The sequence below is a fragment of the Chitinophaga hostae genome, from assembly GCF_018224885.1.
GTDB classification, from domain to species: Bacteria; Bacteroidota; Bacteroidia; order Chitinophagales; family Chitinophagaceae; genus Chitinophaga; species Chitinophaga hostae.
Genome location: NZ_JAGTXB010000003.1, coordinates 176,508 through 190,957, shown reverse-complemented (window position 1 = coordinate 190,957; position 14,450 = coordinate 176,508). Strand labels below are relative to the sequence as shown.

Genomic DNA, 14,450 nt, shown 5'->3' with positions numbered 1-14,450 from the left:
ATGAAGGTAAAATACTTTGAGTTTTCAACTCAATATAATCAATTCTATATTGAAGATGGGAAAGACGAAAATAAAGGGAATGCTGGGTCAGCAAATTTTTGGAGTGACGAAGCTTTTAATAACCGATTGGCTTTGGAGAAAGGAATAATTGGAGTTGGTACTGAAAGTTATGGTAATATTAAAGGGGAGATCGAAATATTGGATAAACCAGTTATAAACTTAGATTACAACAAATATGATCATATTGTAGAGGGGGGAATCAATTTGCCATCAGGAGAACTACAGATCAGAGATTGTCCTAATGCTCATTTAGAATTATCAATTAAAGTTAATCCTGGCAAATATCGAGTAAGGGTTTATTCTTCCAATCTTGCAAGCGTAAAAGAAAATGATTTACCTAATGATACTGATAATGATCATTATCGTATTGAAGCATGGCCTAGCGATGATATGGAAAGGAAGGTTTTAAAGCAATATAATAATCCTCAATAAACTACGAATTAGAGTGCTGATAAGCACTCTAATTTTTTAACAAGGGGAAATCTTTATAACCTCACGGCCAGTTGTAATGGGGGCTGCTGTGGTATATGCTGCCTATTTAATTTGGAGAATGGCTCCAGTTGTTCCATAAAATTATAATTACTATGAAAAAATTATTAATAATATTAGCAGTAATGAGCATATTTGGTTGCCCACCTAAAACAGAAAAAGATATGAGCATAAAAGATTTTAAGTTTAATACTGAATATAACCAGTTTTATATAACCAGTGATAAAGCAAGTTTTGTAGAAGATAGCATTAAAGCTGATAAAGCGGCGTATATTGCTAGGCTTGGGGTAGAAAAAAATGCTCTTGTGATCTTTACCCAAAGTTATAGTAATGTAAAAGGGAAGATTGAAGTTTTAGAAAATGGTCCTGTTCAAAATATTGATTTCACTAAGTATGATCACATCGTTGAAGGTGGTATTAAATCGTCCTCTGGTAATTTAGAAATACTAAGTTGGCCAGGAAGTGATGTTGAATTATCTATAAAAGTTAAACCCGGAGATTATCGAGTAAGAATCTATTCTTCAAATTTTGCGAGTGTTGAAGAAACTGATTTAGCGAATGATACTGATAATGATTATTATCGAATAGAAATTTGGCCGAGTCACGACATGGAAAGAAAAGTATTGAAACAATACAATAATCCCTTATAAATTTGGAATTAGAGTGCTGATAAGCACTCTAATTTTTTAATGTAGTAATGTTAATTTTAATCTTCTAATATAACTTACCCTTCTGTAATAAGTACGTATATCTCCATAATGTGGAGCATGTTTAGGTTGTATCTTAGAATTAATATTTAAGTTAAAAATATAAAAATGAAAAAAATTTCAATCTTATTAATGGCAAGCATTATGTTTGCATGTTCACCAAACCCTAGTAAGGATCAAAAAAGTCAAAATTTTAAATTTTATACTCAATTTAATCAATTCTATTTAAGTTCTGTTGGCAAGAATTTTATTACAAAAAAAGACTTTAATTCCTTTAAAAATGATATGAATAAACGTTTGTCGTCTGAAGATAGTGCGTTGATAGTATTTACACAAAGTTATGGTAATGTCAAGGGAGATATTCAAGTATTAGACAAGCCAAATACTGATATGGACTTTAGCAAATATGACCATGTTGTAGAAGGTGGGCTTAAAATTACTTCTGGGGAATTACAAATCTTAAATAGTCCCAATAGTTTGACAGAGGCCACTATAAAAGTGGTGCCTGGTAGTTATCGTGTACGAGTGTATTCATCTAATTTTACAAGTGTTCAAGAGGTAGATCTTGCCCATGATAACGATAACGACTATTACCATATAGAAATCTGGCCAAGTGAAAATATGGAAACAAAAGTGTTGAAACAATATAAAGAAAATTGAAGTAAATATGTCTATTGAAAAACTTCCAAAAAAACTAAGAGTTTTTTTTGACGAGATCAGAAACGGAGTAGTAGAAAATTGTATTACTAATCTAGATAGCATAGAAGGCTTCGATGCACAAAAGGGTATTGTTTTGGCTGAGATATTCTATTATCAAAGTGATTATAATTCTGCAATGGATTATGACGAGCGATCTCTTTTACATAATGATAAGTGGTATGCCGGAAATATACTTACCGAACATTTTTATGCCTATACTTATGCAGCTATTGAAAGTGATCAGGTAGAAAGAGCAATTAAATTTTATAATTTTTTTTTAGAGGTAAAAGAACAATTAGATTTGCCTGAACATTTAGTAAGCCAGTATAGATATTTGACTGAACAGCATATTTTAAAACTAAAAGGATATAAAAAATTATACATTGATCAACCTCCAATTAATTTAATAACTGAGGGGAAAGCTAAAAGAGAGTTTGAAGATCAGTTGAGAAAGTATCGACCTAAACTAGACCCAGATAGCATAGAGGGAATTGAATATATTTTGCAGTTTATGATCACTGATTGCGCAACTTCTGATGTTTTTGAATGTTATGAAAAGTATGCGGATAAAATTAAGATTGAGAATATTCATGTAGATATAGCGAGACTTTATGTGATTTCAGGTAGACTAGAGTTGGCATGGAAAACTTTAATTCGCTATGCAGAAAGATCTTGGTGGCCGGTGGAACATCTTCAAGTTTTACCTATGAGAGTCTTTGAATACGGAGAATTATTGCCAATTTTAAATAATGAATTTAAAATGGAAATTTTAAACCTGCCCAAAGTTAAATTAACGAAGTAATTAGGTTATTCACCCCAAAACAAGTGAATGTATGAATCTAAAACACTTTGAATTTTACACTCAATAAAAGAATCAAAAAACGACCAAAATTGATTATTATCAAATGACGAGTTGACAAAGCTTCTATTTAATTATGCAATTAGTGATGCATAGGAAATAAATGACAAGAGATACCCAAGGTTTCCTCTTGCTTTCAAATGCAAAATTTTAAGTAATGTGTGAACTTTTAAACCTTAAGTATAGGAAATTATGCAGGAATTATTTGTAAAAAAGTATTGGAAGGAAGAAAATATATGGTTTTATATACAGTTCCAAAATAAGCAAGCTATCAGGCAAATTGAACTTAGTTCTCGCGGGAAAGTATTTTTAACATTAGAAAACTCTCAGAATGGAGAATCAATGTTATATGATCAAACTATTGAAGAACTTGATTTAGAGAGTTCTGATTTTATAACAAAGGATGAATTTGAAAAAGAATGGCAAGATTAAACTTGAGTTAAATAAAGTGAAATAGTCTCGATTTTTATCTTTGGAATTTCCCAAATCAAAAAAAGCCTGTAATTGTGGTGCTTTTATAAATTGTACAATGACAGGGCTGACATTAAGTAGATGAATTTCTATTAATATTCCATTTGGATTACAATTTCGGAACTCAAGAGAGTTCCGTTCAAATATGCTGTAGCCGGTCAGGTATAACGTGAAGTAGGTTTGTGGAGAGGATAGGGTTCTACCTGACGGGCTACGCCATTTTGAGTGCAAAAATGCGGTCCCTCCACTTCGGAAGGGATGGCATTTTTGCCGCCGATTTTGACATCAGACGGGAATGGGTACAGAGCGGAAATCTTTCAAATTGAGAAAGAATCCCCTATATGGGGTCATTCCGTTGCGAAATAACCCCCACAGCAAGGAACAGCCCATTTGAGCCAATGCTGAATTAATATACAGGTCTTGCTTTCCAAGAGCTTCGGCAAGAGAACAGCTTGGGGTATCGTCTGATATTTCAGATTGTTGTAAGAGATCACCATATTCGTCTGTCATAAAAGGTAGATTGGCAACCGTTTCAAATTTTTCGGATTTGGGTTGTCTGATTTCTCCAATGGTTGAAAGGATCACCTGTCCCGTAAATTGGCTGTTCCCATAATCAAGGAGATATGTTGGATGACCTCCATAGTTTCTGTAATCCCCAAGTTCTTTGAGGATGTCGGTAATCTCAAACCGTGCTTTTACCGTATCAACACAGCAGATATACAATGTTGCTTTTGCATGGGTGGGTAACTTTCCAAAATTGTCCTTTCCAAATTTTATAATTTCAGCCTTCCAGTTAGTGCCAGCCCATCGGTTGGCGCGGTTAATGAGCGCAACGGATTTATACAATCCTGTTTCACACTGGGCAAACCTCTGTCTGCCTATATTGGCATCACTTATTGTGTCACTATCCCAAAGGCGGACAGACAGCCCCGGATGTCCCAATTCAATGAGGCTGTGGTTCATTTCCAATAGACAGGTAAGGACTTTTGAACCTGTACCACCCGCGCCGATCAGGTTTACAGTAATCGGATTGGTAGGATTGAGAAGCTCTTTATCTGTAAAATGCATTTTGGGTTTTTCAGTATTCATTTTAATAGATCTTTAAAGGTTGTGTTGCTTTTTTTGAGTACTTCTATTGGGAATCTTTCTCCTGTGGCAATGAGATTACCCCAAAGGCTCACACAGTTCCCGTTAATAGGGTTGTGTCCTGCCATCAGATGGCTGAAATAGCTATTAAAGAAATGATCTTCCCAAGTTCTGATAAAATCTTCCAGTGAGGCCGTTTTCTCTATCCGCACATCAACGGTTCCCATACATACTTTTCCATCTTCATAAATGTTGAAGAACGGAGCATGATAAAGCATGGTCTTTTCAGTGGGTCTATGGTTGCTGGCCAGTGCAAACAGCGTTAGGCTCTGCCTATTTGCTATCCACAATAGAGGTGGCACAAATGCCTTTCCGTTAGGCAGGTTAAGGTTTTCAGTAAAGCAAAATTTCCTTTGCGTTGACTTTGTAAACCATATTGCCTTACCATTTAGAGGGGCAACATGCAGAATATGACTGTCCATAATACCATGAGATTGCAAACAGTTGACTTTTTCATCAGTAATGGACAACGCTTTAGTCAATGCTTTAGCTTCCCTTACAGTCAGTGGATGAGCATTAATAGGCATTCCGGTATGATCCATGTCAAAATACTCTACATAGGCATCCGGTGTCTTTTCTTCTGTCTGATAGAAAATCAGTGCTGATTTAGGAAAGTATAGCTGACCTAATTCGGGGGTAATATCATATAGTTCTTTCATTTCGTTAAGGGTTTATAGTGATATAAAACGTAACAGAGATCATCTAACAGTGGAAATAGACGATTTTCAAAATCAAGGTTAAGCGGTGCCAATCTCTTGCTGTTAAAATGTTTGAAAATAGTAGGTTCTTCAATCTGTCCATATTCCTGCAATTCGTTATTAACGGTTTGTTCAAGAGTTTCACTCAGCCATCCGTGATCATTGGCACAAAAGGAAATATACCTGTCCATTGAAATTGTATTGTCCCAATCATACCCGTCTGTTTCGCTATTAGGTTGGGCATTTTGGAAAATGGTATTATCTGGGTATTTTTCATAAATTGTATAGGCTTCACAGGCTAATCGCTGGCAGTCTTTATCAAAAGAGTCTTTGATTTCAAAAGAATCTAAACGTGTTTTAAATAAATCTAAATGGATATGGTTGGAAATCATTTGTTCCATATAGTCGCCTATCTGCTCTGCCTGCGTAAATTCGGCTATACAATCTTTCTGTTCTTCTTCTTCATACTCACTTTCAATTAACCAATCTTGGAGCATTTGATACTGCCAGTATAAGTAACTGTTTTCATCACGGTAGTAGGGAATATCTGCAATATTATAGAGGTAAGAAAACACAGATAGAAGTAAAAGGGCTGTATTTTCGCGCTGTGGTTCTTCAAACATTCGATGGATTGGTATAATCGGGATATAATAAAGGCTTCCATTTGTATTATAACGCTCTGTACAGGATATATATATATTCTTACTGTCCTGTATCAGCCTAATGTCCTGGCAATCCTCATATTTTTCGTTGAGTTGCTTTTGAGTGTCCCATAAGGAGAGAGCCATATTATATGGATAGCCAAATGAACGGGTTTGTAGGGGTTTCAGATCATAGTGATCGGTGAGATAGGAAAAGGATGAAAAAAAATCCCTTTCCATTTTTTCTGCTTTTTTGCAAACCTGTACCTCTTCATCTTCTTTCAGTTTCGGCAAGAATGCTGTTCTCAGAAAACTAAAGGAAGCATTGTAACCGGGACAGGCTGTCGCCTGTCTTTTTTCACTTCGCTGGCATCCTTGGGTTTTTTCATCCAGCTTGCGAACTCCATCAGCTGACTGTGGAGCTTTTGTTGCTTTGGGTCTTCGGGAAGCTTTATAGTCCCTGATATTATATGTGGTTGCATAAGTCATTGTTTTACGATTTAATGGGTTAACCTTTTGTACCGATCGCGCTCTCGAAGCGGTACTGTACTGTATCATCTTTGATCACGGGTGCAGATATTTTGGCAGTGGTCAGGATGGGGTATGTGCCTGAATAGAAATTAAGTACTGCCTGTACGTTCCATTTTGGCTCAGGGTCGGTAAGTTTGATTTCCTGTCCTTTGTCGGTAAAGAGAAATACTCTCTCTAATTGTGTTGCTAGTAACATGATTTTTCATTTTTAATGTTAAATAGTTATTCTTGAATCTCCGGTTCTATTTCTTGCGGAGTTTGCTCGGCGTTAAAAAGGTCGGGGGCAAAATGACGGGCAAAGTCATCCTGCCGTTTCCTTATGATTTCTGCGTATTCAGGATAATCAGCCGTTTTGGGCAATGCCGTCCATGCATCTTTATACCTCTGGCCTTTTTCAAAGGTGTCTGCTTTCAACATCGCATTGTGGTATTTTTTCTCTCTTGCTTCTTTTTCCAGTTTTTCTTTATCGGTTTTTTCCTTTTCCATTGAGGACCGTAAGCGAGCTTCTTCTAACTGTTTCATAAAAGATTCCATGTTATCGAGTAAGCCGGAGACGGTTTGCATTGGACGTGTGATCCTTTCAATAAATCCCATATCCAGTTCCTCCGCAGTACCTCTGAGGGTAAATGGTGGTATTATGTCTTTTGCTTTATCCGTGCATGTTTCATTTTGTAGCATTACGGACACAATAAAGCTGTTTCCCTCTGTTGGGGCTATGGTAAGGAGTAAATTTCCAGTGATATTGAGTTGGGCAATCTGCCCGAAAAAATTTGCGTTCATGATCTTTTTATTTAGAAGTGTTTTTTAATTGCCTATGGATTTCCACCAGCTTATTGTATAGGTCTGTCCAATAGGCATTTTGTCTTTTATCAAAGTCTGAGAAACTTTTGTCCTCATGCCTGTATTCCTTGAATAGTTGGGTTTGTCTTATTGCTTTATTGAGATTAGTAACCTCTATTGTACAGCCGTATAGATCTCTTATTTTCATCCTTTTAATTGATGGGGTTATCACTTTCCTTGATGTATGTTCCGCTAACTGAAAAAGGGTCTTTGCCTTCTGTTAGGCGAATTATTGATTTGAATTGTATAGACAGTGTTCTTACATATCGTACCGCAGTTGATCTGCTATGGTATCTTTTTGGAAAAAATTCTATCTGTTCCCATTCCCTTTGGTCATTCTCTTGCTTTATTTGAAAGTTATATTGTGTTTTCATTATTGTTTGTTTAAAGGACGACTGCCTGTATAGATAGTCACCAGTAGTTAATTTTTATGAATTATAGAATACAAAGCCGTTATCATACCAATAGTCAGAACAAAATATATCATTGGCGTATGCCTTATAATCGAAGTATCGTTTTGCAAACTCATTGAGATCATCTCTCAGTTCAATGAGTTCCAAAGCAAAATCTTCTTCGCTATCATATTCTCCTATGTAATCATCCTGAAAGGAAGAAATAAGGTCGTTAATGTCTTCCTTTAAGAGCTGATAATGTTTATTGGTACACCAAATTAAAAATGGGTCTTTCTGACTCTCATCCATATTGGCAAAAGCTTCAATGATTTCAAAAACCTTTTCGCTTATCCAATATTCCTTTATCAAGCCTTCAGGAATATTTTCATAATCCTGAAACATCATTTCCGGCTCATCCTCGTCCTTGTGTAATTCATTACAGGCATCATAGAAGTCGTCTTTATCAGCATAGTCCCCCAGTTTCAGCCATTTTCCATATAATGAGCCATTATTGTACTTGTGATATGTTCCCACATATACACTTGCTTCTGTTATATCTATTTCCTGTGTCATGATATTGAATTTTAAAATGATTGTTTAAAGTTTAGAACATGGGCAATCCTGTCGTGAGGACTGCCCGGATAGGATTACAGGCTGTCTTTTGTTTCGCCTGTTGAATGATCTGTTTCGTTTTGGATGTCGAGGGCTGAAGGATTATCAAAGACGTAGGTGAAGATTTCCTCTATTTCGCTTACGGATAGCTTACGGGCGTACTTAGCTTCGCTATAGGCTGGTGTAATAATTACTTCCTTATCCGATTGAAAAGCGAGTGCTACGGGAATACCTTGTGTTCCTTCATCTACCCAAAGGGTAAGGCTCAAATCATTGGCGAACTGGCTGGCAATGATTAAGGTATCATAGCCGGTATAGCCACCATCTTCCTGTACTTGGTGGATTGTTTCATCCTCAAACCAAACTCTGGCCAATCGGTTAAATTTTTCCTTTCTCTGGCTCGCCATCTCCTTGGCAAAAAGCATCGGGGACATGGGGGCGCTTATCTTATCTCCCTTACGAGAGAGAAGGTTCTGTATTGTGAACTTGAATGTTTTCATTTTGCTAAATTTTGAATTGATTGATTGTAGATGGTCAGAAAGGGAGGTCGCCTGTTCCGTTTTCCTTATCTGTTTTTTTGTTTTTCTGCGGTTCAGGCTTTTCTTGTGCATTGCTGTTTTTTCCGCTACCTCCATATAGCTTAATTTGCGAGGTATGGAAATTCAGCCCTGCATGGGCTTTCCCGTCTTTCCCTGTCCATGCGTTGACAGATACCCTTCCGGTGAGTTCTACGAGTGTTCCTTTCGCAAGAAATTTAGCTACCCCTGTGCTGAGCCAGTAGGAGCAATCGAAATAGGTGGGCTGGTTAATGCGTTCGCCTTGCTTGTTCCTGTAGCTGTCGTTCACTGCCAGGGAGAAGCTAACTACCTCTTTGTTGGCTGTCGTTGTGCGTACCTGTGCATCTGCTGTTAGTCTTCCGATGATGTTCATGACTTTGTTCTTTTAGTGTTAGAGAATCTTTTTTTGTCCTCTTTTTCCCTGTTTGCTTCGTTTTTTCGTGATACTTTCCAAAAGAAAAACCGGAAAAAAGAAAGCAGATATGGAAGACGAACAAAGGGAAAAGCCAAAAGGAAACGGAATAATTGGGGGGACCCATTTATGGGGGGAAACCGTTTATGCCGTAGTCTTTTGGCAGGCGTGTGCGTGAGGTGTACGTCTTACCTTAGCTGCCTTTTATCCGGTTTCTTTGGAAAGTATTACCTGTGTAAATTGTCTCTGTATGGAGTAATGTTTTCATTGGGATCAATGGTGCCAGGCGTGAGGGAATAGAAAGTGCGTGGAGAAAACAAAAACGGAAGGAATATGGAGTAATATATTTTCGGGAGTACTATTTGATAGTAGTGATCAGGTGAATTATAGATGTAGAAAAACCAGTTGTTTCGTTGATATGGTTTGATATTTTGTGATATAAATCACTTGTTATTAAATAATTCCTATATTTGTTTCAGTAATGTTTATATTTTGTGATCTGAATTTTTCAACACAAAAGTGAAGACAGCTGGAAGACACTTCATTCCCTGTCTATGTAAAATCTCTGACTCATTGCAATGAATAGAATGATCCCCGAATAAGATGTTTGTTTTAAAGAAATACAGGGACTTCCAGAAGGAAGTATTTGAAAAGTACAGCCAGTTTATATTCTCCCACGTTTTTAAAAAAGTAGGAAAAAGAAATGATGCATTGGATATTGTACAAAATGTTTTTATTCATCTATGGAAGTACCGGAAGCAGCTGAAAAAAAATGTTGCTGATGCCATTATCTTCCGTACCTGCAGGCAGGAAATCTATCATTTTTATAAAGAATATCATTCCGGTGTATTGGGAGGGTCTGTTTCCCTTGAAGAATTGCAGGTTGAGATTTGCGATTATTCAGAAGAAGAGCTGGAAATCCTGCTGGAAAAGGAGCGTCGCCTGGAAGCAATTTATTGTACTCTTGATCTGGTTCCCGAGAAAAGGAAGCATATTTTCCTGATGAACAAAATAGAAGGAAGAACCCGAAAGGAAATTGCCATGGAAATGAATATGTCTCCCTCTGCGATTGGCAATCAAATTGATAAAACGTTTAGGTTTCTGCGGGAAAAATTGGGTTTTAAAAATTAGCTATTGATGTTAAATAGTATTAAATAATGTTAATATGTATTAAAGACACTCCTTCTTGGGGTGTTTTTTTTTGACTTCCGGACTATATATTCATAGAGGACCTAAATGAATACATTCTATGAAAAACAACGAGATTAACGATCAAGAAAAAAAAGGGCAAGAATTAACCCCGGAAGAGTCAAAGACACTGTGGGAGAATATTTCAGTGGGTATTGACCGACAAGAGAAAAAGAAGAAAAAGCAAAAGCTGGGTGTTACTACTATGATCATTGTACTTATGGTTATAGGTTTTTGGGGATATCATCGGATGACGAGGCCGGAGGTATTTATGGCAGAAGACAGAGACATAGAGCTTGTCTTAAAAGACGGCTCGAAAGTAAAACTTTTATCTGGTGGAAAACTAACGGTGGAGAGGTCATTTCCTGCCGATACGAGAGAAGTTTATTTGGAAGGCAATGCGGTATTCCGGGTGACAAGATCCGGGGCGCACCCTTTTATTGTGTATGGAAATAACTATCAGGCTAAAGTTCTTGGAACGGTCTTTAAAATGATGCAGGAGAAAAATACTTTCAGGGTGGAATTGTATAAAGGAAAAGTGGCTGTCTCTGAAAATGAACATAAGGACAGGGTATATGAATTGTCTCCCCATGAAGCATTTGATAATTATGGAAGCCGTAAAGTAGCTGTGGTTACAGGCATCTCAACAGTGGCAGGCACGGAAAAAACCTCCAAGGATAATATACAGCATATCAATCTGCAATTTGATGGTGCCCGCTTGGATGAGGTCCTCTTGGTTATAGAAAAAACGTATGGTATAAGGGTGGAATATCCAGCAGAAGCTTCTGCTACTCTTGTTTCAATGCATTCGGAGAATAGAACAGGAGAATCGGTCCTTCAGGCACTGGCATTATCGACAGGCTTAACATTTAAAAAATATGATACAGGATATCAACTGGAAAAGTAAGATCTGGCAGCTACTGGGTTTTGCTTTCATCACAGGGAACTGATGGTTCAGATAAAATATAAAGGCCGGTATTGCGAGTACCGGCCAGAAAAAAATTAATAATTATCAGAAGAATACTAATTTTTAACCATGCAAAAATATGAAAAATGTTATTTGCTTAGCAGGATTGCTGTTAATTCTTAGCAATGCTGTATTAAATGCCCAGGAGGGCATTTCCGGAAAGAAAATTAATTTCGAGACCGGGAAAACAACGGCAGCCAAGGCCGTTGAAGAATTTTTCAAAAAGAATAGGCTGGAGCATTCCTTTTCTCCAGAGCATTTAAAACTATTTACTATAGAAGGTGTCAAATGTGTCAATGTGGATGCCGTCACTTGTTTAAGGACCATGCTCCATGGTTTACCGTTTGAAGTATTGTCGAGAGATAAAGCTTTTATCATTATCAGGTATAAGGAAGGTATGAATACTGCGGGTTTGTCCGAAGATAATCTTCACCTTTTAGAATCAGATACCCTTAAAAAGAAACTGGCTCTTTCCGGGGAAAAACCGCAAAAGATTGATGAGATCATTTTGAACGGCGGGTACTATAAAGTAAAAGATCGGGAACGCACCGGGAGTATTTCAAAAGTTACGGCAAGGGAAATTCAGAATCAGCCGGTCACTAATGTGTTATCAGCAATACAGGGACGCATGTCCGGGGTCAATATCACGCAAGGTTCAGGAGTTCCTGGCGGGGGCTTTGATATCCAGATCAGGGGCAGAAATAGCTTACGTACCATCAGCAACAGTGATATAGACGGTAACCAGCCCCTGTATGTGGTTGATGGAATACCTATTGGCGGTAAGATGACTTCCTTATATTCCGGTGTGGCACTGCCTGGTGCTAATATCAATCCTTTGAACAGCATTAATCCTGGTGATATAGAAAGTATAGAGATCCTGAAGGATGCAGATGCTACGGCTATTTATGGTTCCAGGGGAGCTAATGGAGTTGTACTGATTACTACCAAGAAAGGAAAATCAGGGAGGCTGGGACTTCAGTTCAATACGTCTTATGCACTGAGCCATGTACTGTCCAATTTGCATATGATGAATACCCAGCAGTACCTTGATATGCGTAAAAAGGCTTTTGCCAACGACGGAATTACCAATTATCCTGCGACAGCATATGATGTTAATGGGACTTGGGACCAGAATCGATACACAGACTGGCCTAAACGACTGATAGGAAATACTGCCACTACCTCTAATTCCCAGCTTTCATTAAGCGGTGGCAGTAAGACTACAACCTTTTTGCTGAGTCTTGGACATAATGAGCAGACCACTGCATTTATGAAAGACTTTAAGTACAAAAGCAATACAATTTCTACAAGTATCAGCCATCAGTCAGAAGACAAGCGCTTTCAGCTCAGTGTGTCCAATCTCTTTTCAGTACAGAAGAATAATGTATTAAGGACCGATATGACACGTCAGGCTTACTTTCTGCCTCCCAATGCTCCTGAGTTATATAATGCAGATGGAAGTGTGAACTGGGAGCATAATACTTTTACGAATCCGGTCGCTCTATTCAATAGCACGTATGGTAATGAAAGTAAGCAAGTGCTTATTAACGTTAATGCGGCTTATGAAGTCATTCCGAGGCTCCGTATTAAGCTTAATGGAGGAATTAATTACCAAACGTTTAACGAAACTGCCCTTCAGCCTAATACGATGTACAATCCTTCATTTGCATTAGGGCAGTCCAGTGCTACCTCTAAAGCTTCTCAAAGTAATCAGGACCGGATTTCCTTTATTTTGGAACCCCAGTTGAATTGGGTGTATAAGAAAGAGAGCCACGAACTGGATGTTCTTATCGGTGCGACTTTGCAAAGTGAAGATAGTAAGCAGGCTTCGATGACAGGAATTGGGTTTGAAAGCAATGCCTTTATTCAAAATATTGGAGCGGCACAAACCAAAATCATCTCTGATCAATTACAGAGTGAGTACCGCTATGCAGCGATATTTGGAAGATTGAATTACCAATATAAAAACAAATATATTCTCAATATCACCGGAAGACGGGACGGAAGCAGCCGTTTTGGACCTAACAAACGCTTTGCCAATTTTGGAGCTGTGGGAGCTGCCTGGTTATTTTCCAAAGAGCCATTTCTATCCGAGGCAAAGTGGTTGAGCTTTGGGAAACTTCGAGGAAGCTTTGGAACAGCTGGAAGTGATAATATTGGGGATTATGGGTACCTGGATACTTACATTGTCTCTCCTTCCTCCGTTTACAACGGGACCACCGGCCTTTTGTCCTCCCGTTTGTATAATCCCGATTATAGCTGGGAGAAGACCCGAAAACTTGAAATGGCTTTGGAACTTGGCCTCCTTGGTAATAAATTGAATGTTACAGCCGCCTGGTATAGAAACCGTTCTTCCAATCAGTTGGTGGGGTATCAGCTACCTGCAGTAACAGGCTTTGGAAGCGTGCTGGCAAATCTCGATGCCACCGTTGAAAATACAGGATTGGAGTTTGAAGCCAGTGCCCGTCCTCTATCATCAGGCTCTTTACAATGGGAAACGGGATTTAATATCAGTTTTCCCAGAAATAAGCTGATTTCTTTTCCCGGATTGGAAGGATCGACTTATGCGAACCAATACGTCATTGGACAGCCTACCTCCATTGTTAAAGTGTATCATTTAGAAGGCATTGACCCTAAGACCGGGCAATATCAGTTCACTGATTTTAATGGCGATGGAAAAATTTCGTCCCCTGATGACAGCCAGGTTATTGAAAATGTCGGGGTAAGATATTTCGGCGGGTGGAGCAATACACTCAAGTATAAGAATTGGGACTTGTCCTTTTTGGTGCAGTTTGTAAAGCAAAGAAACAGGAATTACAATTATATCATGCCTGTCCCCGGAAGTATGAATAACCAGCCGGTAGAAGTCATGAATGTATGGTCGTCTGAAAACCCTAACGGCTTTTATATGCCGTATCATTCCGGCAGCAGTTCCTCCCATATTCTTTTCCAAAACAGTGATGCCGCGATTTCAGATGCTTCTTTTATCCGACTTAAAAATGTGCAGCTGGGATACCGCATTCCTTTACAGCACAGTGTATTTAAAGATGTGAAAATCTATTTTCAGGGACAAAACCTTGTTACCTTGACCCGGTACTTTGGTATTGATCCGGAGTTTCTATTTATGGGATTTCTTCCGCCGTTAAGAACGTTTTCTTTTGGACTACAATTTAACCTTTAA

General features: G+C 38.1%; 16 protein-coding genes. 8 read left to right on the top strand and 8 right to left on the bottom strand.

Translation table 11 applies throughout. The annotated features are described in order from the left end of the window. The 5 genes from KE626_RS07930 (at position 1) to KE626_RS07910 (ending at position 3,246) form a co-directional block, all read left to right on the top strand. Complete coding sequence (locus KE626_RS07930; protein ID WP_211972339.1) at positions 1–492, top strand: hypothetical protein; 492 nt, start codon at positions 1–3, stop codon at positions 490–492. 152 nt (positions 493–644) lie between these two features. After that, a complete protein-coding gene (locus KE626_RS07925) occupies positions 645–1,199 on the top strand; it encodes a hypothetical protein (RefSeq protein ID WP_211972338.1) in 555 nt (184 codons plus the stop codon). 165 nt (positions 1,200–1,364) lie between these two features. After that, positions 1,365–1,916: a hypothetical protein gene (locus KE626_RS07920; protein WP_211972337.1), complete on the top strand. Its 552-nt coding sequence runs from the start codon at positions 1,365–1,367 to the stop codon at positions 1,914–1,916. Positions 1,917–1,923: 7 nt separating this feature from the next. Further along, positions 1,924–2,757, top strand: coding sequence for a hypothetical protein (locus KE626_RS07915; RefSeq protein WP_211972336.1), 834 nt, complete (start codon positions 1,924–1,926; stop codon positions 2,755–2,757). 249 nt (positions 2,758–3,006) lie between these two features. Next, positions 3,007–3,246, top strand: a complete 240-nt coding sequence (locus tag KE626_RS07910) for a hypothetical protein (protein ID WP_211972335.1) — start codon at positions 3,007–3,009, stop codon at positions 3,244–3,246. Between the two features lie 324 nt (positions 3,247–3,570). Here the strand turns inward: KE626_RS07910 and KE626_RS07905 are convergent, their stop codons facing one another. The 8 genes from KE626_RS07905 to KE626_RS07870 all read right to left on the bottom strand — a co-directional run bounded on the left by KE626_RS07905 (position 3,571) and on the right by KE626_RS07870 (position 9,075). Continuing rightward, positions 3,571–4,374 (bottom strand): PRTRC system ThiF family protein, encoded by an 804-nt coding sequence (locus tag KE626_RS07905; RefSeq protein ID WP_211972334.1) that lies wholly within the window; start codon positions 4,372–4,374, stop codon positions 3,571–3,573. Next, the gene (locus tag KE626_RS07900; protein ID WP_211972333.1) at positions 4,371–5,090 is read right to left on the bottom strand and encodes a PRTRC system protein B; all 720 of its coding nucleotides are present in this window, start codon (positions 5,088–5,090) and stop codon (positions 4,371–4,373) included. Before KE626_RS07900 ends, KE626_RS07905 begins: the two co-directional genes overlap by 4 nt. Beyond that, positions 5,087–6,259 (bottom strand): hypothetical protein, encoded by a 1,173-nt coding sequence (locus tag KE626_RS07895; protein WP_211972332.1) that lies wholly within the window; start codon positions 6,257–6,259, stop codon positions 5,087–5,089. Before KE626_RS07895 ends, KE626_RS07900 begins: the two co-directional genes overlap by 4 nt. 19 nt (positions 6,260–6,278) lie before the next feature. Continuing rightward, complete coding sequence (locus KE626_RS07890) at positions 6,279–6,497, bottom strand: PRTRC system protein C (RefSeq protein ID WP_211972331.1); 219 nt, start codon at positions 6,495–6,497, stop codon at positions 6,279–6,281. A gap of 26 nt (positions 6,498–6,523) precedes the next feature. After that, positions 6,524–7,081 (bottom strand): prtrc system protein e, encoded by a 558-nt coding sequence (locus KE626_RS07885; protein WP_211972330.1) that lies wholly within the window; start codon positions 7,079–7,081, stop codon positions 6,524–6,526. Positions 7,082–7,569: 488 nt separating this feature from the next. After that, positions 7,570–8,106, bottom strand: a complete 537-nt coding sequence (locus KE626_RS07880) for an antirestriction protein ArdA (protein WP_211972329.1) — start codon at positions 8,104–8,106, stop codon at positions 7,570–7,572. 74 nt (positions 8,107–8,180) lie between these two features. After that, positions 8,181–8,645: a hypothetical protein gene (locus tag KE626_RS07875; RefSeq protein WP_211972328.1), complete on the bottom strand. Its 465-nt coding sequence runs from the start codon at positions 8,643–8,645 to the stop codon at positions 8,181–8,183. A gap of 34 nt (positions 8,646–8,679) precedes the next feature. Next, positions 8,680–9,075: a single-stranded DNA-binding protein gene (locus KE626_RS07870; protein WP_211972327.1), complete on the bottom strand. Its 396-nt coding sequence runs from the start codon at positions 9,073–9,075 to the stop codon at positions 8,680–8,682. 642 nt (positions 9,076–9,717) lie between these two features. On the opposite strand from KE626_RS07870, the gene KE626_RS07865 reads away from it, so the two are divergent. From KE626_RS07865 to KE626_RS07855, 3 genes are all read left to right on the top strand, one after another. Beyond that, positions 9,718–10,245, top strand: coding sequence for an RNA polymerase sigma factor (locus KE626_RS07865; RefSeq protein ID WP_211972326.1), 528 nt, complete (start codon positions 9,718–9,720; stop codon positions 10,243–10,245). A 118-nt stretch (positions 10,246–10,363) separates the two neighbouring features. Beyond that, positions 10,364–11,209: a FecR family protein gene (locus tag KE626_RS07860; protein WP_211972325.1), complete on the top strand. Its 846-nt coding sequence runs from the start codon at positions 10,364–10,366 to the stop codon at positions 11,207–11,209. A gap of 139 nt (positions 11,210–11,348) precedes the next feature. After that, positions 11,349–14,450 (top strand): SusC/RagA family TonB-linked outer membrane protein, encoded by a 3,102-nt coding sequence (locus tag KE626_RS07855; RefSeq protein ID WP_211972324.1) that lies wholly within the window; start codon positions 11,349–11,351, stop codon positions 14,448–14,450.

Excerpts from the sequence above, each read along its gene's own strand:
- KE626_RS07910 (WP_211972335.1), top strand. The coding sequence starts at position 3,007 with ATGCAGGAATTATTTGTAAAAAAGTATTGGAAGGAAGAAAATATATGG.
- KE626_RS07885 (WP_211972330.1), bottom strand. The coding sequence starts at position 7,081 with ATGAACGCAAATTTTTTCGGGCAGATTGCCCAACTCAATATCACTGGA.
- KE626_RS07915 (WP_211972336.1), top strand. The coding sequence starts at position 1,924 with ATGTCTATTGAAAAACTTCCAAAAAAACTAAGAGTTTTTTTTGACGAG.
- KE626_RS07930 (WP_211972339.1), top strand. The coding sequence starts at position 1 with ATGAAGGTAAAATACTTTGAGTTTTCAACTCAATATAATCAATTCTAT.
- KE626_RS07890 (WP_211972331.1), bottom strand. The coding sequence starts at position 6,497 with ATGTTACTAGCAACACAATTAGAGAGAGTATTTCTCTTTACCGACAAA.
- KE626_RS07900 (WP_211972333.1), bottom strand. The coding sequence starts at position 5,090 with ATGAAAGAACTATATGATATTACCCCCGAATTAGGTCAGCTATACTTT.
- KE626_RS07905 (WP_211972334.1), bottom strand. The coding sequence starts at position 4,374 with ATGAATACTGAAAAACCCAAAATGCATTTTACAGATAAAGAGCTTCTC.
- KE626_RS07895 (WP_211972332.1), bottom strand. The coding sequence starts at position 6,259 with ATGACTTATGCAACCACATATAATATCAGGGACTATAAAGCTTCCCGA.
- KE626_RS07880 (WP_211972329.1), bottom strand. The coding sequence starts at position 8,106 with ATGACACAGGAAATAGATATAACAGAAGCAAGTGTATATGTGGGAACA.
- KE626_RS07865 (WP_211972326.1), top strand. The coding sequence starts at position 9,718 with ATGTTTGTTTTAAAGAAATACAGGGACTTCCAGAAGGAAGTATTTGAA.
- KE626_RS07855 (WP_211972324.1), top strand. The coding sequence starts at position 11,349 with ATGAAAAATGTTATTTGCTTAGCAGGATTGCTGTTAATTCTTAGCAAT.
- KE626_RS07860 (WP_211972325.1), top strand. The coding sequence starts at position 10,364 with ATGAAAAACAACGAGATTAACGATCAAGAAAAAAAAGGGCAAGAATTA.
- KE626_RS07870 (WP_211972327.1), bottom strand. The coding sequence starts at position 9,075 with ATGAACATCATCGGAAGACTAACAGCAGATGCACAGGTACGCACAACG.
- KE626_RS07875 (WP_211972328.1), bottom strand. The coding sequence starts at position 8,645 with ATGAAAACATTCAAGTTCACAATACAGAACCTTCTCTCTCGTAAGGGA.
- KE626_RS07920 (WP_211972337.1), top strand. The coding sequence starts at position 1,365 with ATGAAAAAAATTTCAATCTTATTAATGGCAAGCATTATGTTTGCATGT.
- KE626_RS07925 (WP_211972338.1), top strand. The coding sequence starts at position 645 with ATGAAAAAATTATTAATAATATTAGCAGTAATGAGCATATTTGGTTGC.